Annotated in this window: 22 protein-coding genes; 5 read left to right on the top strand and 17 right to left on the bottom strand. The window is 56.9% G+C overall.

The genetic code is table 11. The features are described 5' to 3' along the window. Positions 1–74 precede the first annotated feature (74 nt). The 4 genes from F3I47_RS05290 to sdhC are packed head-to-tail and all read right to left on the bottom strand — an operon-like array spanning position 75 to position 3,303. Entirely contained in the window at positions 75–791 is a 717-nt protein-coding gene (locus F3I47_RS05290; protein WP_009091413.1) for a succinate dehydrogenase iron-sulfur subunit, read from the bottom strand. Between the two features lie 14 nt (positions 792–805). After that, on the bottom strand, positions 806–2,572 hold the full coding sequence (gene sdhA, locus F3I47_RS05295; protein ID WP_009091415.1) for a succinate dehydrogenase flavoprotein subunit: 1,767 nt from the start codon (positions 2,570–2,572) through the stop codon (positions 806–808). Next, positions 2,573–2,920, bottom strand: a complete 348-nt coding sequence (gene sdhD, locus F3I47_RS05300) for a succinate dehydrogenase membrane anchor subunit (protein ID WP_009091417.1) — start codon at positions 2,918–2,920, stop codon at positions 2,573–2,575. Further along, complete coding sequence (gene sdhC, locus F3I47_RS05305; protein WP_150029419.1) at positions 2,914–3,303, bottom strand: succinate dehydrogenase cytochrome b556 subunit; 390 nt, start codon at positions 3,301–3,303, stop codon at positions 2,914–2,916. The genes sdhD and sdhC overlap by 7 nt, the downstream gene beginning before the upstream one ends. Before the next feature lie 633 nt (positions 3,304–3,936). Between sdhC and F3I47_RS05310 the strand changes: the two genes are divergently transcribed. Beyond that, positions 3,937–5,220, top strand: a complete 1,284-nt coding sequence (locus tag F3I47_RS05310) for a citrate synthase (RefSeq protein ID WP_009091420.1) — start codon at positions 3,937–3,939, stop codon at positions 5,218–5,220. Positions 5,221–5,478: 258 nt separating this feature from the next. On the opposite strand, the gene nei is transcribed toward F3I47_RS05310, so the two are convergent. The 11 genes from nei to F3I47_RS05365 all read right to left on the bottom strand — a co-directional run bounded on the left by nei (position 5,479) and on the right by F3I47_RS05365 (position 14,796). Further along, positions 5,479–6,267, bottom strand: coding sequence for an endonuclease VIII (nei, locus tag F3I47_RS05315; RefSeq protein WP_009091422.1), 789 nt, complete (start codon positions 6,265–6,267; stop codon positions 5,479–5,481). A gap of 11 nt (positions 6,268–6,278) precedes the next feature. Next, the gene (pcp, locus tag F3I47_RS05320; protein ID WP_009091423.1) at positions 6,279–6,926 is read right to left on the bottom strand and encodes a pyroglutamyl-peptidase I; all 648 of its coding nucleotides are present in this window, start codon (positions 6,924–6,926) and stop codon (positions 6,279–6,281) included. Positions 6,927–6,932: 6 nt separating this feature from the next. After that, positions 6,933–7,952: a DUF979 domain-containing protein gene (locus tag F3I47_RS05325; protein WP_111207731.1), complete on the bottom strand. Its 1,020-nt coding sequence runs from the start codon at positions 7,950–7,952 to the stop codon at positions 6,933–6,935. Further along, on the bottom strand, positions 7,949–8,677 hold the full coding sequence (locus tag F3I47_RS05330; protein WP_150029418.1) for a DUF969 domain-containing protein: 729 nt from the start codon (positions 8,675–8,677) through the stop codon (positions 7,949–7,951). Before F3I47_RS05330 ends, F3I47_RS05325 begins: the two co-directional genes overlap by 4 nt. A gap of 50 nt (positions 8,678–8,727) precedes the next feature. Beyond that, positions 8,728–9,465 carry a 5-oxoprolinase subunit PxpA gene (gene pxpA, locus F3I47_RS05335; RefSeq protein WP_140028225.1) on the bottom strand — a complete coding sequence of 246 codons (738 nt, stop codon included), beginning with the start codon at positions 9,463–9,465 and terminating at the stop codon, positions 8,728–8,730. Further along, positions 9,455–10,384: a 5-oxoprolinase subunit PxpC gene (gene pxpC, locus F3I47_RS05340; RefSeq protein WP_150029417.1), complete on the bottom strand. Its 930-nt coding sequence runs from the start codon at positions 10,382–10,384 to the stop codon at positions 9,455–9,457. The genes pxpA and pxpC overlap by 11 nt, the downstream gene beginning before the upstream one ends. Then, complete coding sequence (pxpB, locus tag F3I47_RS05345; protein WP_150029416.1) at positions 10,378–11,034, bottom strand: 5-oxoprolinase subunit PxpB; 657 nt, start codon at positions 11,032–11,034, stop codon at positions 10,378–10,380. Before pxpB ends, pxpC begins: the two co-directional genes overlap by 7 nt. A gap of 249 nt (positions 11,035–11,283) precedes the next feature. Beyond that, a complete protein-coding gene (locus tag F3I47_RS05350; RefSeq protein ID WP_150029415.1) occupies positions 11,284–12,027 on the bottom strand; it encodes a type 2 GTP cyclohydrolase I in 744 nt (247 codons plus the stop codon). 18 nt (positions 12,028–12,045) lie between these two features. Beyond that, positions 12,046–13,470 carry a deoxyribodipyrimidine photo-lyase gene (phrB, locus tag F3I47_RS05355; protein ID WP_150029414.1) on the bottom strand — a complete coding sequence of 475 codons (1,425 nt, stop codon included), beginning with the start codon at positions 13,468–13,470 and terminating at the stop codon, positions 12,046–12,048. A 12-nt stretch (positions 13,471–13,482) separates the two neighbouring features. Beyond that, complete coding sequence (locus F3I47_RS05360; protein ID WP_150029413.1) at positions 13,483–14,442, bottom strand: 2-thiouracil desulfurase family protein; 960 nt, start codon at positions 14,440–14,442, stop codon at positions 13,483–13,485. Positions 14,443–14,595: 153 nt separating this feature from the next. Further along, entirely contained in the window at positions 14,596–14,796 is a 201-nt protein-coding gene (locus tag F3I47_RS05365; RefSeq protein ID WP_150029412.1) for a YbfA family protein, read from the bottom strand. A gap of 258 nt (positions 14,797–15,054) precedes the next feature. On the opposite strand from F3I47_RS05365, the gene kdpE reads away from it, so the two are divergent. After that, positions 15,055–15,729, top strand: a complete 675-nt coding sequence (gene kdpE / locus F3I47_RS05370) for a two-component system response regulator KdpE (protein WP_009091441.1) — start codon at positions 15,055–15,057, stop codon at positions 15,727–15,729. 268 nt (positions 15,730–15,997) lie between these two features. On the opposite strand, the gene pgm is transcribed toward kdpE, so the two are convergent. Together pgm and seqA are read right to left on the bottom strand one after the other, a co-directional pair. Continuing rightward, entirely contained in the window at positions 15,998–17,638 is a 1,641-nt protein-coding gene (gene pgm, locus F3I47_RS05375; RefSeq protein ID WP_009091443.1) for a phosphoglucomutase (alpha-D-glucose-1,6-bisphosphate-dependent), read from the bottom strand. Positions 17,639–17,664: 26 nt separating this feature from the next. After that, positions 17,665–18,213, bottom strand: a complete 549-nt coding sequence (gene seqA, locus F3I47_RS05380; protein ID WP_009091446.1) for a replication initiation negative regulator SeqA — start codon at positions 18,211–18,213, stop codon at positions 17,665–17,667. 250 nt (positions 18,214–18,463) lie between these two features. Here seqA and ybfF point away from each other — a divergent pair, with 250 nt between their 5' ends. The 3 genes from ybfF (at position 18,464) to fldA (ending at position 20,335) form a co-directional block, all read left to right on the top strand. After that, positions 18,464–19,228 carry an esterase gene (gene ybfF / locus F3I47_RS05385; RefSeq protein ID WP_009091448.1) on the top strand — a complete coding sequence of 255 codons (765 nt, stop codon included), beginning with the start codon at positions 18,464–18,466 and terminating at the stop codon, positions 19,226–19,228. A 168-nt stretch (positions 19,229–19,396) separates the two neighbouring features. Then, positions 19,397–19,672, top strand: coding sequence for a LexA regulated protein (gene ybfE / locus F3I47_RS05390; protein ID WP_009091450.1), 276 nt, complete (start codon positions 19,397–19,399; stop codon positions 19,670–19,672). Between the two features lie 132 nt (positions 19,673–19,804). Further along, entirely contained in the window at positions 19,805–20,335 is a 531-nt protein-coding gene (gene fldA / locus F3I47_RS05395; RefSeq protein ID WP_009091452.1) for a flavodoxin FldA, read from the top strand. The last annotated feature ends 306 nt before the right edge of the window (positions 20,336–20,641 follow it).

The following is a 20,641-nucleotide window of genomic DNA, read 5'->3' on the forward strand; positions in this document are numbered from 1 at the left end:
TAAACGTGGTCATCACCGCGCTTACAGAGGCTTCCGTAAAACACCGGGAACCTGAGGTTCCCGGCAAGTACACATCATGCACCGCGCTGCAGCAGCATCGACTTGATATGGCCGATGGCGCGCGTCGGGTTCAGCCCTTTCGGGCATACGCTCACACAGTTCATAATGCTGTGACAGCGGAATACGCTGAAAGCATCATTCAGATTGTCGAGGCGCGACTCGGTTTCGGTGTCGCGGCTGTCAATCAGGAAGCGGTATGCGGCCAGCAGACCGGCTGGACCAATGAACTTCTCCGGATTCCACCAGAATGACGGGCAGGAGGTTGAGCAGCAGGCACAGAGAATACATTCGTACAGGCCATCCAGATGTTCACGCTCATCCGGTGACTGCAGATGTTCACGTGCTGGCGGATTTTCCCCATTATTCAACAGGAAAGGCTTAATTTTCTCATATTGTGCATAAAACTGGCTCATGTCTACTACCAGGTCACGCACGACCGGTAAGCCCGGCAGCGGACGGATAACAATTTTCTGTTTTCCGTTGCCCAGTGCCGATACCGGCGTGATACAGGCCAGACCGTTTTTACCGTTCATGTTGAGGCCGTCAGAGCCGCAGACACCTTCACGGCAGGAGCGACGGAAGGCCAGGGTCGGATCTTTCTCTTTCAGGCGGATCAGCGCATCCAGCAGCATCATGTCACGACCATCTTCCGATTCCAGCGTGTAATCCTGCATACGCGGTTTGTCGTCGACGTCTGGATTGTAGCGATAAATTGAAAACTCGAGTCTCATCGTCGTCTCCGGAATTAGTAGGTGCGCACTTTCGGCGGGAAGGCCGCGCGCAGTTTCGGCTGCATGTTCACCTCACGGCGCGTCATGCTTTCGGTTTCCGGGACATAAAGACTGTGGCACAGCCAGTTTTCATCATCACGATCCGGGAAGTCGAAGCGACTGTGCGCACCGCGGCTCTCGGTGCGGTAGTTAGCCGCGACCGCCGTGGCAAAGGCCGTCTCCATCAGGTTATCCAGCTCCAGGCACTCAATACGCTGGGTGTTGAAATCGGGTGAGCGGTCATCCAGACGCGCTGACTTCAGGCGCTGGCGAATCTCTTTCAGCTCTTCCAGACCCTGCGCCATCGCATCACCTTCACGGAAGACCGAGAAGTTGTTCTGCATGCAGCGTTGCAGCGCTTTGCGAATCTCAACCGGGTCTTCACCGGTGGTGTTGTTTTCCCAGCGGTTGAAACGCTCCATCGCCACGGCGATTTCATCTTCGGTCGCATCACGCAGGTCGCCCTGCTCCTGGATGCTCTCCAGCAGATGCAGACCCGCCGCGCGGCCAAAGACCACCAGGTCCAGCAGGGAGTTTCCACCCAGACGGTTGGCTCCGTGCACCGAAACACAGGCGATTTCGCCGACGGCGAACAGGCCAGGAATCACCACATCTTCGCCCTGCTCGTTCACGCGCAGCGCCTGACCGGTTACTTTGGTCGGAATGCCGCCCATCATGTAGTGGCAGGTCGGGATAACCGGGATAGGCTCTTTGATCGGATCGGCGTGAGCAAAGGTGCGCGACAGCTCCAGGATACCCGGCAGACGCGATTCCAGCACCTCTTTACCCAGATGATCGAGTTTCAGTTTGATGTGCGGGCCCCACGGACCGTCACAGCCGCGACCTTCACGGATTTCAATCATCATCGAGCGCGCAACCACGTCGCGGCCCGCCAGGTCTTTGGCGTTTGGCGCATAACGCTCCATGAAGCGTTCGCCATGTTTGTTCAGCAGGTAGCCACCTTCACCACGGCAGCCTTCCGTAACCAGCACACCTGCACCCGCGATGCCGGTTGGGTGGAACTGCCACATCTCCATATCCTGCACCGGCACGCCTGCGCGCAGCGCCATACCGACACCGTCACCGGTGTTGATGTGGGCGTTGGTGGTGGACTGGTAGATACGGCCTGCACCGCCCGTCGCCAGAATGGTCGCCTTCGCTTTGAAGTAGACGGTTTCGCCGGTTTCGATGCAGATAGCGGTACAACCCACTACCGCGCCATCGGCGTTTTTCACCAGATCCAGCGCGTACCACTCCGAAAAGATGGTGGTTTTGTTTTTCAGGTTCTGCTGATAGAGCGTATGCAGCAGGGCGTGACCGGTACGGTCAGCGGCCGCCGCCGTGCGTGCCGCCTGCTCGCCGCCGAAGTTTTTCGACTGACCACCAAACGGACGCTGATAAACGCGGCCATCTTCCAGACGGGAGAATGGCAGGCCCATATGCTCCAGCTCCAGAATCGCTTCCGGGCCGGTTTTGCACATATATTCAATCGCGTCCTGGTCACCGATATAGTCGGAACCTTTGACGGTGTCGTACATATGCCATTCCCAGTTATCTTCGTGGGTATTACCCAGCGCAACGGTGATACCGCCCTGCGCAGACACCGTGTGGGAACGGGTCGGGAAAACTTTGGATAACAGGGCACAGCTCTGGCCGCCCTGGGAGATTTGCAGTGCGGCGCGCATTCCTGCGCCACCTGCGCCGATCACCACGGCATCAAATTCTCTGATTGGCAAACTCATTTACACACCCCACACCACAACAAAGCCATAAATCGCATACCACAACAGCGCCACGACAATCACAAACTGCAGCAACAAACGAGTTGGCAGCGATTTAACGTAGTCTGTTAACACCTGCCACATCCCGATCCAGCCGTGGATCAGAATGGAGAAGAGCGTCAGCAGCGTGAACACTTTGGTGAAGGCGGAGGCGAAGAAGCCACGCCACAGGTCATACGTCAGCGTGTCTGTCATCACCACGAAACCGAGGATGTAGACGATGTAGAGCGTAATGAGAATTGCAGTTGCGCGCAGCAGCAGCCAGTCCTGAATGCCGTTGCGACCCAATGCGGATGCATTGCTTACCATACGAGGACTCCCGCCAGAATTGCCAGCACGACAGTGATCACAAAAGTTATATGTGCTGAGCGCTTACCGACCTGCAGCGTTTCAGCCAGATAACCAAAATCCATCAACATATGACGAATCCCGCTCACCGCGTGATAGGCCAGCGCCGTTAAGATGCCCCACATGATGAACTTCGCGAAGAAGCCATCCATAATGGACGCAGCGTGCTGGAAACCATCAGGAGAGGAGAGAGAGAGACCGAGTAGCCACAGCAGGATGCCAATGGCAACCAGGGTGATTACGCCGGAGACGCGGTGAAGAATGGATGATATTGCAGTAACGGGAAACCGGATCGTCGAGAGATCCAAGTTGACAGGTCTTTGTTTTTTCACGGTTTTGCCCACACAGCTCTTTTTTATTTTGCTTCCTCCGGACCTGAGGCGGAGTCTAATCACAACGCGTGGCAGACTTTAACCGTCACCAAACAAGCAACATCCAGTGTTAATTGACGCGGTAGTAAACGCTGGGTGGCTCCTGGTGTCAGGGTGTTCCGGAGACCTGCCTGGAGTATAGGAGGATCACATTCTGATTACAATTCCCCTACAAACTCTTTGGTATATTTTAGGTAGAACAGTGATCATACTCACGATTTTCACAATTGATACAATTTTAATTATCTGATTTGACAATAGTTCAACAATTCAGTTACAAACTAAGCCTGTAAATTCCTATGATGCACAAAAGTTATGGGGATACACTTTCCCCTAAGCGCAAGTTATGTAACATTGCGATAATGAGCATTAAAAAGCATCAGGTTATTGGTTACCAAGAAGTTATGTCCTGACCGGATCTTTAACAACCGCGATATGCAGCATGTCCATGGCTCACAGGTTCCCGCTGGGAACGCGCCGCTCACTCTGTACCCTGCACCGGCCTGATCGCCGCAGAGTGATACTGTGTTGTTTTGCCAACCGCAACATGAACGCGTTTCAGGTGTCTAAAGATCCTTACCTACATAAGGCGCTATGGAGACGAAAATGACAGATAAAAAAGTAACGCTAACCCTGCAAGATGGAACATCTATTGAACTGGACGTGCTGAAAGGCTCGCTGGGCCAGGATGTGGTTGATGTCCGCTCTCTGGGTGCAAGTGGCCTGTTCACCTTTGATCCCGGTTTCACTTCTACAGCGTCCTGCGAATCGCAAATCACCTTCATTGATGGTGACGAAGGTATCCTGCTGCACCGTGGTTTCCCTATTTCTGAGCTGGCGACCCACTCTAACTATCTGGAAGTGTGCTACATCCTGCTGAATGGCGAAGCGCCGGATCAGAAGCAGTTTGATGAGTTCCGCACCACCGTTACCCGTCATACGATGATTCATGAGCAGATTACCCGTCTGTTCCACGGCTTCCGTCGTGACTCGCATCCGATGGCGGTGATGTGCGGTGTGACCGGCGCACTGGCGGCGTTTTACCACGATTCGCTGGATGTAAACATCGAGCGCCACCGCGAAATCGCGGCATTCCGTCTGCTCTCCAAAATGCCGACCATGGCAGCGATGTGTTACAAATATTCCATCGGCCAGCCATTTGTTTATCCGCGCAACGACCTCTCCTATGCCGGTAACTTCCTGCACATGATGTTCGCTACGCCATGCGAAGAGTACAAAGTTAATCCGGTGCTGGAACGCGCCATGGACCGTATTCTGATTCTGCATGCTGACCATGAGCAGAACGCCTCTACCTCAACAGTACGTACCGCCGGTTCAAGTGGTGCGAACCCGTTTGCCTGTATCGCCGCCGGGATCGCCTCCCTGTGGGGACCGGCGCACGGCGGTGCAAACGAAGCGACACTGCGTATGCTGGAAGAGATCAGCAGCGTTGAGCACATTCCTGAGTTCGTTAAACGTGCCAAGGATAAGAATGACTCCTTCCGCTTGATGGGCTTTGGTCATCGCGTTTACAAAAACTACGATCCACGCGCGACCGTGATGCGTGATACCTGCCATGAAGTCCTGAATGAGCTGGGTATGAAAGATGACCTGCTGGAAGTGGCGATGGAGCTGGAGCACATCGCGCTGAACGACCCGTACTTCATCGAGCGTAAGCTCTATCCCAACGTCGACTTCTACTCCGGTATTATTCTGAAAGCGATGGGGATTCCTTCCTCCATGTTTACGGTGATCTTCGCGATGGCCCGTACCGTTGGCTGGATTGCACACTGGAAAGAGATGCACGACGAAGGCATGAAGATTGCCCGTCCGCGTCAGCTCTACACCGGTTACACTGAGCGTGAATTCAGCTCTAAGCTGGAGAAGTAAGTTCGTGATGGCGGGGAGCGATCCCCGCCCCGGCCAGTTGAGAAGCCTGCATAGAGGTGAGTCTGGCCGCCACGAATAAGTTCAATGCGCAGGTAACACGGTCAGAAGAGGAAAGCGTCCCGCGCCAGGGATGGCGCGGGCCGAGCATGTCAGGGATGACGGCTTTTGCGTCTTTCCGATCTGACCGTGTTTCCTGAGCAGGCTCGGTCTTATAGCAGCCTGTTTCTGCCCTCGCCCGCTTTTCACTTAATCCTCTCTCTACCTCTGACAGCCCGGACACCAGTAAAAAGGCCGCGATGAAAGCGTGCCCTTCTCAATGGTTGTGCCACAGCGCCGGCACGTCTTGCCCTGCCGGTGAAACACCTCAAACTGAAAGGCCGCTTCCTCATGATATTTCTTCATGGTTCCGCGCATCCGGTAGGCGTGACGCGGTACTGACAGCAGTGCTTCGCTGAAAGCAGTCAGCTGATCGTCGCTCAGCTCCTGAGCCTTATGGTGAGGCAGCAGCTGTGCCAGCCAGAGGATTTCAGCGCGCAGGTAGTTGCCCAGCCCGGCCAGAAACGCCTGATCCAGCAGCAACCCGCTGAACTGGCGTCGCCGGAAACGGGGTGAGAGTAACCGTTCCCTGACCTCATCCACCGTCACACCGCTACTCAGCACATCCGGCCCGATACGATTCAGGAACGGGTGGGCCGCCAGCGTATCCGCGTTGAGCAGTTCAATGTCGGAGGCGCTGTAGAGCAGAATCGCTTTGCCCGCCGTCGCCAGCCGCACCCGCAGCTGACGTGTGGTGTTAAGTTCGGTGTCGGGTTTGACGATGCGCCAGACGCCGTAGAGCTGGTTGTGGCTGTAGAGCGTCAGGCCATTGCTGAAGTGCGTCAACAACGCCTTTCCGCGCGTCTCAATCGCCTGCACCTGCTCGCCAATCAGGGCCGGTTCGTAGGTTTTCAGCTGAGGAAATGCAAACCACGCCTCTGTCAGCGGCTGCCCCACAATCGCGACTTCAAGTTTATCCGCCACACGGCGGATTTCCGGTCCTTCAGGCATCCTTCATCCTCTTAATGGGTGGCTCCGCCCACCTGTTTTATGTCGTCGCCGGTTTCCAGCGTCACCTGCACTGCAATTTCCAGCGCCCTGATAATCGTTGCGACCGCCATGCTCGGCACACCGGGATGCTGCGCCGCCTGCTCGGGCAGATAAGGGATATGGATAAAACCACCCCGCGCCGGGCGCTCCTGCTGCGCCAGCCAGTGCAGCAGGCCATACATCACCCGGTTGCAGGTAAAGGTGCCGGCGGTTTGTGAAACCGACGCGGGAATGCCCGCTTCGCGCACGGCCGCAACGATCGCTTTGATCGGCAAACGGGAAAAATAGGCTGCCGGGCCGCCCGCGACCACGGGCTCATCCACCGGCTGATGACCGGCGTTGTCCGGGATACGGGCGTCATCCACATTAATGCCGATACGTTCAACGCTGATATCGCTGCGGCCCCCCGCCTGCCCCACGGACAGAATGAGATCCGGTTTAACCTCATCCAGTGCCTGATAGAGCACCGTCAGCACATCGCGGAAGACGACAGGTAACTGGCGGATAACGATGGTGGCGTCACCGATCTGTTTGCCCTCCAGTGCGCGGACCGCTTCCCATGACGGGTTAATCGTTTCACCGCCAAAGGGTTCAAAGGCGGTCATCAGAACAGTTTTCATGCGGCCTCACAGAAACATCAGGAAATAGAGCAGGAAAATGTTAACAATTAACAGTAGCACACCGGTTGGAATCTGAGCCCTGATCACCGCGTTACGGTCCGGCAGTTCCAGCAGCGCGGCCGGGACGATATTAAAGTTCGCCGCCATCGGCGTCATCAGGGTGCCGCAGTAGCCGGAGAACATGCCAATCGCGGCCATAACCGCCGGATTACCGCCGTGCTGCAGCACTAAGATCGGGATGCCGACGCCTGCGGTAATAATCGGAAACGCGGCAAAAGCGTTACCCATGATCATGGTCAACAGCGCCATTCCGACGGCATAAACGGTGACTGCGACAAAGCGGTTATCTACCGCCAGCCAGGTCTCAGTCAGATGCGAAATCGCACCGCCCACGCCCGCGCTGGTAAAGAGCAGTCCCAGGGTGGCGAGAATTTGCGGCAGAATAAAGGCCCAGCCAACCGAATCCAGCAGACGGCGGGTCTCCTGCATCGACTGCACCGGTTTTTCATGAGTCAGTTTTAACGCCACCAGCCAGCCGATCAGACAGCCCACCATCATGGAGAAGAGCGTCACCAGCGTGGCGTGGTTGCCGGGTCCGAAAACCGCATCCTGCAGACCGGGAATATGGTTAAACGCCAGCACACCGATCACGGTCACGACCGGGATCGCCAGCGCGGGCAGAAACAGTTTATTGCCCAGACGCCCTGCGCTGGCCTGCTTCTCTTCATCACTGCGCTGATGATAACGACCCAGCCGGACACCCCCGAAACCGGCGATCAACGCCATCACGACCACAATGACACCGATGGTGATGTGCAGCATTCGGGTGCCCGCGGCATCCGAGCCCATCAGGCTGCTCATCATCTGCGTCGTCCAGTCCCCCACCAGAAATACCAGGCCATACAACGCCCAGAAGAGTCCGGTGGTAAAACGGCGCGGATTTGCGCTGTCGCGCCAGGAGAGGATCGCGACCACCAGCAGGATAATGCCCGCCAGCCACATCAGATATTGTTGCTGGAACATTATTCACCTCCCCGGGCTTTCAGCGCCTGGTGGTTCAGCTGCTGCAGTTCCCGCGCCAGCTGACGATCCAGACGCATCAGACGCGCCGAGTGGATCAGAAAGGCGGCAAGCGCGGTCGGAATGCCCCATAACGCAATGTGCAGTGGTTCGGTCTGGATCCCGGCTGACTCCTGCATAAAGTTATGCATAAAGATAATCGCGCCAAATGCCACGAAGATATCCTCACCAAAGAAAAGGCCGACATTATCGGTGGCCGCAGACATGGCGCGCAGCCGGTAGCGCAGTTCAGGTGTGATCTCACCATAGCGGTTTTCCGTTGCCCCCTCTGCCATCGGGGCCAGCAACGGACGTACCATCTGCGGATGGCCCCCCAGGCTGGTTAATCCCAGCGCGGCGGTGATTTCACGGACAAACAGATAGACGATCAGCAGACGTCCGGCGGTGGCCGTTTTTATCTGTGCGATCCACGCCTGTGCCCGCTCCTTCAGCCCGTGACGCTCCAGCAGGCCAATGACCGCCAGCGGCAGCAGCAGAATCAGCGGCAGGTTACGGGTGTTCAGAAAACCCGCGCCGAGCTTTTCCAGAATGTCCGCCAGCGGCATCATCGCCGCCAGACCGGTGACGAATCCGGCGACGATCACGACCAGCACCGGGTTGAAACGTAACACGAAGCCGATAACGATGGCGGCAATGCCCAGTAACGGCCAGAGATTGACTGCACTTTCCATGGTTTTCCCTCAGAGTTTAAAAACCCGGCATAAGCCGGGCTAAATGTTATTCAGGCGCTGGTAACCGCAATCTGCTGAGCGGCGAAGGCATCACGCAACCGCCGGGCAAACTGCAGCGCGTGTGCGCCGTCGCCATGTAAGCAGACGGTCTGCGCATTCACCGCGACCCATTCACCACAGATACTTCTGACTTTGCCCTGCCGGACCATCGTCAGCGTCTGATCAATGGCCTGCTGTTCATCCTCAATCAGTGCGCCCGGTTCGCTGCGCGGTACCAGTGCCCCGCTGCTCAGGTAACCCCGGTCAGCAAAAACCTCTTCCCGGGTGCGTAAGCCGTAGTGCGCCGCGGCGCGGATCGATTCGCTGCCAGCCAGCCCTGTCACGATCAGCTGGCTGTCAACCGCCCTGATGGCGCGGGCGATGGTGTCAGCCAGCACCGGATCGGCTGCAGCCTGGTTGTAGAGCATGCCGTGCGGTTTGACGTGGACCAGCCGCGCCCCTTCACTTTCCGCCAGGCTTTTCAGCGCGCCAATCTGGTAGATCATCTGGGCGTAAAGCGTCTCCGGCGGCAGCTGCATGGCGCGGCGGCCAAAGTTTTCCCGGTCGGGAAACGAGGGATGCGCGCCGATGGCCACGCCCGATGCCTGCGCCCAGCGCACCGACTGCAGCATGGTCTGCGCGTCACCCGCATGAAAGCCACAGGCGATGTTGGCTGAACTGACCAGTTGCAGCAGTGCCTCATCGCTGGCGCAGCCCTCGCCGAGATCGGCATTTAAATCAATCTTCATTAAGCCCCCACATCATCTGATCCAGTGCGCGTTGCTGATGCTGGCGCGCCAGCATCGCCTCCGGCAGGGTGCAGTGAATAAAGTGAACAGGTTCACCCAGACGGATTTGCGCCAGGTGATAGAGATCGGCTTCGATAACCGAGGCGATGCGTGGATAGCCACCGGTGGTCTGGGCATCCGCCATCAGCACGATGGGCTGTCCGCTGGGTGGCACCTGAATCACGCCAGGCATGACGCCGTGTGACAGCAGTTCACGCGGATTTTCACGACTGAGTTGCCGCCCCTCCAGCCGGTAGCCCATCCGGTTACTTTGCGGGCTGAGTTTCCAGGCGGTGCGCCAGAATGCCTGCTGCGCGTCGCGGCTGAATTCATGGTACTCCGGGCCGGGCAGCGCACGAATCCGGTTGCCCCACAGCAGTTGCCGCACCCCGGCTTTGCGGTCGAACGTCCGGGTCGGTTTGCCCAGCGGCAGGCGATCGCCATCCTGCAAGATTCGCCCTTTGAAGCCGCCAAAACCCGCTTTGAGATCGGTGCTGAGCGAGCCGAGCATCTCCGCCAGATCAAAACCGCCCTGCACCGCCAGATAGCTGCGCATGCCGCGCTTCGGCATTGCCAGCGAGAGCACCTGCCCTTTTTTTACTGCGGTGCGCCAGCCTGTCCAGACCGGCTGACCATCCAGCTCCGCCTGACAGCCCGCCCCCGTCAGCGCAAACCAGCCATTGCGGGTAAACTCCGCTTTAAACTGGCCCAGCACGATCTCCAGCACCGCGCTGTGGGGCGCATTGCCCACCAGCACGTTGGCGGTAAACATAGCAGGATAGTCGAGCACGCCGCCGGGGCTGATGCCATACTGCCGCCAGCCAGCGCGACCGGCATCCTGAATGGTGGTGGCCAGTCCGGCTCGCAGAATGTTTAACATACGCCCTCCTGTTGCGGCACAAAGCGCACGCGGTCGCCGGGACGCAGCAACACAGGCGGTTGCTGGCGCGGATCGAACAGCGCGGTGGAGGTATGTCCGATCAGCTGCCAGCCACCGGGCGAGGCCAGCGGATAGATGCCGGTCTGGCTGCCACCGATGCCGACCGATCCGGCGGGCACCGCGACTCTGGGTTCAGCACGGCGAGGCGTGTGCAGACGGGAATCGAGTCCGCCGAGATAGGGGAAGCCGGGCTGGAAGCCGATAAAAAACACCACATATTCGCTGCTGCTGTGCAGCTCAACCACCTGACGGGGCGTCAGTCCGGCATATTCCGCCACTACGGTCAGATCGGGGCCAGTGGAGCCGCCATAGATCACCGGGATCGACACCTCCCGCGACGCGGGAAATTCCGCCTCACTCTCCTCCCACCAGCGCTGAAGACGCTCTATCGCATCCAGCGCATTCTGCTGGGGATCGCGCAGGATCAGGGTGATGTTGTTCATGCCGGGGATCACTTCCTGCACGCTCTCATGATCGCGCAGCCGCTGATTGAGTCCCCAGATGCGTTGCTGGCTCTCCAGTGAAACCGGCGGTTCCAGCTCCAGCACGACAGCGCGTTCCCCTGATAAATAACACCGTGCTCGTTGCAACCGCTACCTCCCGCTCAGTTGAGATCGCGCCTGACCGTGCCGCCAAAAGCAGCGGTTCGGCCAGTGCCTTATCTACATAAAGCAAACAGTTATGCGAAAGTGACAGGAAGATGTCAATCAATAAGCTCCGCTGCAGGCGCGCAGCAGCGTGGGTTCTCATCGAAGAATAAGGGCCTGCGCAGGCGTGCAGCAGCAGGAATAGCGTCAGGAAATAAGGCCCTGCGCAGGTGCGCAGGACCGGGAAGGGCATCAGGCAGGGTTAGGAATATCGATGAAGGTTACGTCCAGATTGTGGTGCTGCGCCAGCCACTCGCCCAGCGCTTTTGCGCCGCCCCGCTCGGTAGCATGGTGCCCTGCGGCAAAGAAGTGCAGCCCCTGCTCACGCGCACTGTGGATGGTCTGTTCAGAAACTTCACCGGTAAGGTAAGCATCGACGCCTGCGGCCGCAGCCTGGTCGATAAAGCCCTGCCCGCCTCCGCTGCACCAGGCAATGCGGCGAATCAGGGCCGGCGCGTTGTCACCGCAATGCAGCGGCTGACGTCCCAGCCGCTCCCCAATTCGGCTGGCCAGCTGTTCGCCGGAGAGCGGCTCTGCCAGTTCCCCATGGAAAACGAGCGGCATCACTTCGCCCCGGATTTCAATATCCAGCAGTTTTGCCAGCTGCGCGTTGTTGCCCAGTTCCGGGTGCGCATCAAGCGGCAGGTGCCAGCCGTAGAGATTGATATCATTCGCCAGCAGGGTCCGCAGACGGCGGCGCTTCATCCCTTTAATCGCGGCCGGTTCGCTTTTCCAGAAATAACCGTGATGGACGATTATCGCATCCGCCTCGCGGGCGACCGCCTCATCCAGCAATGCCTGACAGGCAGTGACACCGGTGATAACCCGCTTAACCTCACTGCGTCCCTCAACCTGTAAACCGTTGGGGGCATAATCGCTGAAGGTGTGGCTGTTGAGATGCTGATTAATCAGCGCCTCCAGTTCGTAATGATTCATTCAGGCTCCTGCGAGGCCTCAGGCGGCGCTTTTGGCGCGCTCAAAGGCGTCTAATGTCTTTTTACGTGCGGCCTTATGATCCACGATTGGTGCCGGATAATCGAGTTTCTTATGATGCTTCTCCGCCCAGCGGTGCGGCTGGTGAATATCGCTGTCGGGGACATCGGCCAGTTCCGGCAGATAGTGGCGGATAAAATCGCCCTGCGGATCGAAGCGCTCGCCCTGGGTCGTCGGGTTAAAGATGCGGAAATAGGGTGCGGCGTCCGTCCCGGTTGACGCGGCCCACTGCCAGCCGCCATTGTTCGCCGCCAGATCGCCATCAATCAACTGCTGCATAAAATAGCGCTCCCCTTCGCGCCAGTCGATCAGCAGATCTTTCACCAGAAAGCTGGCGGTGATCATGCGTAACCGGTTATGCATCCAGCCCATCTCCTTCATCTGCCGCATCGCAGCGTCAACGATCGGAAAGCCCGTTTTCCCCGCTTTCCAGGCGTCGAAATGGGCCTCATTGCGCTGCCATTCCACCCGGTGCGTCCAGTCAACAAAGGGCTTATGGCGGCACAGAGACGGATAGGCGACCAGCAGATGCCGGTAAAATTCGCGCCAGATGAGCTCATTCAGCCAGGTAAATGCGCGGCTGTTGTCCAGCGCATCGGGATGTTCATGCAGGACACGATGCAGACACTGGCGGGGTGACAGAACGCCTGTTGCCAGATAAACCGACAGACGGCTGGTCGCATCCAGCGCGGGCAGATCGCGTTTGTCGGGATAGTCCAGCACCGGCTGTTTAGCGAAGTGGCGCAGACGCTTCAGCGCCGCAGTTTCGCCTGGCGGAAAAAGATCATGGTCAAACTCGCCTTTGGGGTAGTCAAATGCAGGAATCGCCTGGGTCTTCAGCGGTGCGCCTTCACGCGCTTTTGGCGCAGGGACGCACTCCGGCAATCCCTGCTGGAGACGTCGGACAAAGGCTTTGCTGAAGGGCGTGAACACCTTATACATGGAGCGGTCGCCGCTCTGTACGCTACCGGGTGCCAGCAGCAGACTGTCATCAAATCCCTGACAGATAACCCCCGCCTTGTCGAGACGCTTTTCAGCTTCTGCATCACGCTGACGCTCATTGACCTCATACTGATAGTTATAGAAAAGCTGGTCGACCTTCTGCTTTTCACAAAACGCTGCCAGAGCATCAATGCTGTCGCTGAAGGTGTTACACGCCTGGTAGTGCAGTCTGATGCCCCGCTCTGCCAGCGCATCCTGCACTTCCAGCAGGCTGGCGTGGATAAAAGCAGCCTGTTTAGGTGACATCTCATGCTGTTGCCACTGTTCCGGCGTCGCCAGGAAGAGCGCAATGACGTTCGCCTTGCTGTCGCGACAGGCGGCGTGCAGCGCCAGATTATCGTTGATGCGTAAGTCGTTACGCAGCCAGACCAGATGGGTGGTCATACGCCTCCTGAATTACTGTCCGTAGCGTAAGCACAAGGCTTCGGGATAGGGGTCAAAATAACGTTGCTGAGCCAGCCACGGATGCGGGAACTCCGCCATGTAGTGCTTGAGGATGGTGATCGGCACCAGCAGCGGCTGCGTCCCCTGGCGATAGCGATCGATCAGCGTGGCCAGCTCCTGACGCTGTGGCGAGCTGAGCTGACGGCGGAAATAGCCCTGCACGTGCATCAGGACATTGGTGTGATTGCGGCGTGACGCGGGACGAGACATCAGCGCCATCATGCGGTTGCGGTATTCAAACGCAAAGGCGTCCAGCGAATCCCACTGACTCATGGAAGCGACAAAAGGTCCCAGCTCGCGATATTTCTCCTGCGAGTGCGCCAGCATCATCAGCTTGTAGCGGCTGTGGAAGGCGATCAGCCCGTGGCGGGTCAGTCCCTGTTGCCACATCTGATTAAACTCATGCAGCGCACAGATGCGGCCGATGAAGTTTTCACGCAGCGCCGGATCGTGCAGGCGACCATCTTCTTCCAGCGGCAGCCAGGGCATTTCGCGCTGCAGAAATTCAGCGAAGATGCCGGTGCCAACTTTGCGGTTGTTGTTGGTGTCAGGTTCATAGACCCGTACACGCTCCATGCCACAGCTGGGGGATTTGGCGCACAGGATGTAGCCCGAAAGATGATGCAGCGATTTTACCCGCTCTGCTGACCAGTCACGCATCTGGTGGGTGACTTCTTCCCCGCCATCTTTGCTGAAGCAGAGGTGCAAGTCATCATCATCGCCCTGCTTCACCAGCCGTAATGCCGGACGCGGTGTAGGCAAACCGATTGCCATTTCAGGACAGATCGGCTCAAAACGGACAAAGGGCGTAAGATCCTGGGTCGCAAAAGTAAGACGCTTATGGCCACCATCAAACCTGACGCTATCGCCGAGCAGGCATGCACTGATTCCAACGGGGATTTTATTGCTCATACTTGTACAACCTCTGAAATCTTGTAGAGGTTTAAGTGTAGCTTAAAATGGTCAGGAAGACAGCGTTAAAGCAACAGGTTGCTCTCATTATTGTAGAAAAAAAGTAAAAAAAAGCCCGGTCTGCTGACCGGGCCTGCTTGCTGACAGGAGGCTTTACCAGAAGACGCCGCCTGCCGCTTCTGACTGCGCCAGCCAGACCGGTTTGGCGCTGGTTTTACACCAGATGCGGTGCAGATAGCTGTAGAAACGGGCGCGATCCTGGCGAAAAAGCATGACAGGAAGCGCCATAACGCCGAGAAGAACCACCAGCGTGCGGCGTGCAATAATTCTGTAGCGTGGATAAGCCTGATACATGGTTTTTCCTCCCGGCGAGCGAAACGGTGCGAATGTGATCTGTGTCTGACTTTACGCCAGATTGTGTAATTTTACTACTCGTCTGACCACTTAATTACCGCTATTTTTGCTGTTTAAGAATCAGCCTGTAATTAAGTTACACAAAGGTTATCGCAAGGTTATTGAAGAGTTGAAAGTGGCCGACCGATGAAGCCGCCGGACGGCAGCCAGAAAAATTGATAAAGTAGCGCTTCGGCACCCCGTTAAGGCAGGTATTGCGTGACCACGGTTTTGATCGTTGAAGATGAAAAAGAGATCCGTCGCTTTGTCCGGCTCGCACTGGAGAGTGAAGCCCTTAAAGTTTTTGATGCAGATACGCTGCAGCGCGGACTGATTGAGGCAGCGACCCGTAAACCCGATCTGGTTATCCTGGATCTGGGCCTGCCGGATGGGGATGGCACCGATTTTATCCGCGATCTGCGCCAGTGGAGCGCCATGCCAGTGATTGTGTTATCCGCGCGCAGTGATGAGCAGGATAAGATCGCGGCACTGGATGCCGGTGCGGATGACTATCTGACCAAACCCTTTGGCATCGGCGAACTGATGGCGCGCGTGCGGGTTGCGCTGCGCCGTCATAGCAGTCAGCAGCCCGATGCCCGGGTTCATTTTGCCGATGTCAGTGTCGATTTTGCCGCACGACGGGTGCAGCGCGGCGACAGTGAGGTTCACCTCACTCCTATTGAATTTCGCCTGCTGAGTATTCTGCTGAACAATGCCGGGAAGGTGCTGACACAGCGGCAACTGCTGAGCCAGGTCTGGGGACCGAATGCGGTGGAGCATAGCCACTATCTGCGTATCTATATGGGACATCTGCGTCAGAAGCTGGAGGCCAATCCGACACAGCCTGCGCATCTGCTGACAGAAACTGGCATCGGCTACCGTTTTATGCCATGAAAAAAGGCGCCAGAGGCGCCTTCTGATACTGACAGAATCGGGTAGCTATCGCTGTAAGACGGAGCCTGCTCAGGGAACAGGGTCAGATCGGAAAGACGCAAAACCGTCATCCCTGACTGCTCGGCCCGCGCCTTCCCTGGCGCGGGACGCTTTCCTCTTCTGACCCTGTCCCCTGCGCATCAGGTTAATCCGTTGCGGCAGGATATGCCCTGATGCGAGTAAGGGAGCAGTCTGAGGCGCCCGCGGTGCCTTTTCATTGCCCGACGGATCAGGCGTTTTTCAGCACTTCGCTGACAATCTCTACTGCTTCTTTCTCGATCTGCGCGCGGTGTTCTGCGCCCAGGAAGCTTTCACAGTAAATCTTGTAGGCGTCTTCAGTGCCTGACGGACGGGCCGCAAACCAGCCATTCTCCGTCATCACTTTCAGACCGCCAATGGATGCGCCATTGCCCGGTGCTGCCGTCAGGCGAGCGGTGATCGGGTCACCTGCCAGCGTATCCGCGCTGACCATCTCAGGTGAGAGCTTCGACAGCGCCGCTTTCTGCGCGGAAGTCGCTGATGCCTGCAGACGGTTGTAGCTCGGCGCACCAAAGCGTGCAGCCAGCTCATCGTAATGCTGCTGAGGGTTTTTACCGGTCACGGCAGTAATCTCAGCCGCCAGCAGACACATGATGATGCCATCTTTGTCCGTTGACCACGGCGTACCATCGAAACGCAGGAATGAGGCACCCGCGCTCTCTTCGCCACCGAAGCCGAAGCTGCCGTCATAAAGACCATCAACAAACCACTTGAAGCCGACCGGCACTTCCACCAGCTTGCGACCAATGTCATTAACCACACGGTCAATCATGGCGCTGGAAACCAGCGTTTTGCCGACGGCAACGTCCTGGCCCCACTGCGGACGATGCTGGAACAGGTAGTTAATCGCCACAGCCAGATAGTGGTTTGGATTCATCAGACCCGCCGGGGTCACAATGCCGTGACGGTCATAATCAGGATCGTTACCGAATGCCAGATCAAACTTGTCGCGGTAAGCCAGCAGGCCTGCCATGGCGCTTTCAGACGAGCAGTCCATGCGCACCACGCCATCTTTATCCAGATGCATAAAGCGGAAAGTCTGATCGACCGCGTCATTGACCAGCGTCAGATCCAGCTTGTAGTGTTCCGCAATGCGCTGCCAGTAGGCGATACCTGAACCACCAAGCGGATCAACGCCCAGCTTCAGGCCCGCTTTCTGGATAGCCGGGAAATCGATAATTTCGGCCAGGCCTTCAACGTAAGGCTGAATCAAATCTTTCTCGACCACATGACCGCTGGCCAGTGCCTGCTCCAGTGGCAGACGCTTAACCTCTTTCAGGCCATCTTTGATCAGCTGATTAGCGCGATCTTCCACCACTTTGGTGACGTTGGTATCAGCTGGTCCGCCATTCGGTGGGTTGTACTTGATGCCGCCATCTTCCGGTGGGTTATGGGACGGCGTAATCACGATGCCGTCAGCCAGCGGGCCACCCGATTTGTTGTGCTCAAGGATCGCATTTGAGATGGCAGGGGTCGGCGTATAGCCATTGTCCTGCTGCACAATCACGTCAACGCCATTCGCTGCCAGCACTTCCAGCACCGACAGGATTGCCGGCTCAGAGAGCGCGTGCGTATCTTTGCCGACGTAGCAAGGCCCGGTGATGCCGTTCTTTTTACGCTCTTCAGCAATCGCCTGTGCAATCGCCAGAATGTGCATCTCGTTGAAGCTTTGACGCCCTGCACTGCCGCGATGGCCAGAGGTGCCAAATTTCACCGCATGTTCCGGATTCGCCACATCGGGCTGCAGGACATAATATTGTGACGTTAATTGTGCAACGTTAATCAAATCGCTCTGCTGGGCGGGTTGCCCGGCACGTGGGTGATTGGCCATCGGCGCTGCTCCCTGACGCTTAAGTTTTAGATGGTGCCGCAAACTTTTTCGGTGAGTTCCGCAGGGAACTGCATCGACAGCATGATGTGTTCGATCATGCTGCATTTACGGCCGGTATTGGTGTTGGTGATAACCCAGTACGGCGTGCCGGGCACATGCTTCGGCTTAGTATGGGTGCCATTCTGCAACAGCGTATGCTCATCACCTGCAAAGTAGACGCGGGTGCGGCCCTGCAGCGATGCAGTGGCCTCAGCAAAGGCTGCGGTATCAAGACGATAGAGCGTTGACAAAACGAGCATAAAGCGATTGACCGCCCGCTTCTGCTCCGCATATTCATCGGAGAGCAGCAGCTCACGCATCGCGCGCACACGATCCTGCGGGCGCGAACCCACAGGCGCAGACGGCGCCTCTTTCGCTGCATCTTTTGAGGCAGGCTGAGCCGGCGAAGCGGGTGCCGTCTGACCGGCCGTAAACTTCAGCATACGACGCAGAATGTCAGATGCGCTTTCACCAATGTGCTGCGTGTGGCTGGCAATATAACGGTAGAGCTCTTCGTCAACTTCGATCGTTTTCATCTTATTCCGTACGGTTCTTTCTCATGACAGAACCACCTCTTTCCTGAAAAGCCCTGAGTATAGTCAGACAATTCAACGGATGTGCGGGTTCTAACATGAGGATTATAAAGTTAAATTCAGGCGGGTTGTTAGCAATCAAACGGTTTACGGGCAAAAGTCAGAATATGTCCTAATGCCGCCGGAACCGGCGCGCCTGAAAAGGTGAAACCATGATAACCTAAGCTCAGGTCTCAAACTTAAGAACTTTGCTATGATTTTGAACGCCCGTCTGCAAACTGAACAATCCCCTGCTGATTCTCTGCCCATCCTGCTTATTCACGGTCTGTTTGGCAGTCTGGACAACCTCGGCGTACTGGCCCGTGGCCTGAAAGATGCCGGGCCACTGCTGCAGGTGGATGTCCGTAACCATGGACTCTCGCCGCGATCGGAGGAGATGAACTACGCTGTAATGGCGCAGGATATGGTCGATACGCTGGATGCGCACGGCATCGATCGCGTCGCGGTCATCGGTCATTCGATGGGCGGTAAAATCGCCATGACCATGAGCGCGCTGGTGCCGGATCGCATTGAGCGGCTGGTGATGATCGATATCGCGCCGGTCGATTATCAGACCCGGCGTCACGACCTGATCTTTGCCGGTATTCGCGCCGTCTCAGAGGCAGGTGTGACGCTGCGCAGCGAGGCGGCCCGCATTATGCGGCCGGTGATTGAAGAAGAAGGGGTCATTCAGTTCCTGCTGAAGTCATTTCATGACGGGCAATGGCGCTTTAACGTGCCGGTGCTGTGGGATAACTACCCTACCCTTTCTGGCTGGCAGCCTGTTCCCGCCTGGCCTCATCCGGCTCTCTTTATCCGCGGCGGTGACTCCAGTTACCTGGATAACCGCTATCGCGATGCGTTACTTCAGCAGTTCCCGGCGGCGCAGGCCCACGTGATCGGCGGTGCGGGCCACTGGGTCCATGCTGAGAAGCCCGATGCCGTTTTGCGCAGTGTGCGGCGCTTTTTTGCGCTTTAAAAGCAAATAGATGGCAGTAAAGGTTTAGGATTGGCGTCCGGAGTAAGCGTGCAGTATGATGGCGCGCTAAAATTTTGCCGCAGGTCGATTTTTCTGCGGTAACGGCCAATAATTTATAATCTGCGCGGTGAGCGTCTGGCGCCCGCACCCATTCAGTTTTACTAAGCCATGGCAAAAGAACACACTGACCGCACGACGCTCGATCTGTTTGCTGATGAGCGCCGCCCGGGTCGCCCCAAAACCAGTCCGCTTTCGCGTGATGAACAGCTGCGCATCAATAAGCGCAATCAACTGAAACGTGACAAAGGGCGCGGACTGCGTCGTGTCGAACTGAAAATGAACAGCGAGGCCGTCGATGCACTCAATTCGCTGGCCGCGCAGCGTAATCTCAGCCGCAGCGAACTGATTGAACAGATGCTGCTGGCGCAGCTCAAACTGGATTGATGCGGGCAAATCGCACGCAGGAGCAAATGTCGAGGCTTTAACCGTTCCGCGGGTTTGTCTCGTCTGCTATTATTCGCAGAAATGTGCTGCGGCACACATCTCATTATCAGGATTTAAGAGGTTATTTTACTCATGGCACTCGTAGGCATCTTCTTTGGCAGCGATACCGGCAACACCGAAAACATTGCAAAAATGATCCAGAAACAGCTGGGTAAAGATGTTGCAGAAGTGCATGACATCGCGAAAAGTACAAAAGAAGACCTGGAAGCGTTTGATATCCTGCTGCTGGGCATCCCGACCTGGTACTACGGTGAAGCGCAGTGCGACTGGGATGACTTCTTCCCGACGCTGGAAGAGATCGATTTCAACGGCAAGCTGGTTGCCCTGTTTGGCTGTGGCGACCAGGAAGATTACGCTGAATATTTCTGTGATGCGATGGGCACAATCCGCGACATTATCGAGCCGCACGGCGCCGTTATCGTGGGTCACTGGCCAACAGAAGGCTACCATTTTGAAGCCTCAAAAGGTCTGGCTGATGAGACGCACTTCCTGGGCCTGGCCATTGACGAAGATCGTCAGCCTGAGCTGACCAGCCAGCGCGTCGATCAGTGGGTTAAGCAGATTTTTGATGAACTGCAGCTGAAAGAGATCATCGAAGCCTGATGCGCCCCGCCTCAATGTGAGCGCCAGCTCACATTGAGGCAATGGAATTTCCTATAGAAATAATAGCCACATTTTTTTAACTTTCTTCGTTTAATCTGTAGAATACCCGCATCGATCTTCCGCGTATTAGCTCAGGCGGTATGACGCAGTGATGTGCTGAAAGACCTCTGCCAGAATCCTCCCCGGCCCGGTGAAGCTTCCCCCATCGCCCATGATGATTCACGGCCCTCAGGTTTTCATTTCATCCCCTGAGCTCTATAATGAGACGCAAATGCGAATGAGCACAGATCGACATTCAAGGCGACA

Origin of the sequence: Pantoea sp. M_10 (genome assembly GCF_008631515.1) — a bacterium.
GTDB classification, from domain to species: domain Bacteria; phylum Pseudomonadota; class Gammaproteobacteria; order Enterobacterales; family Enterobacteriaceae; genus Pantoea; species Pantoea anthophila.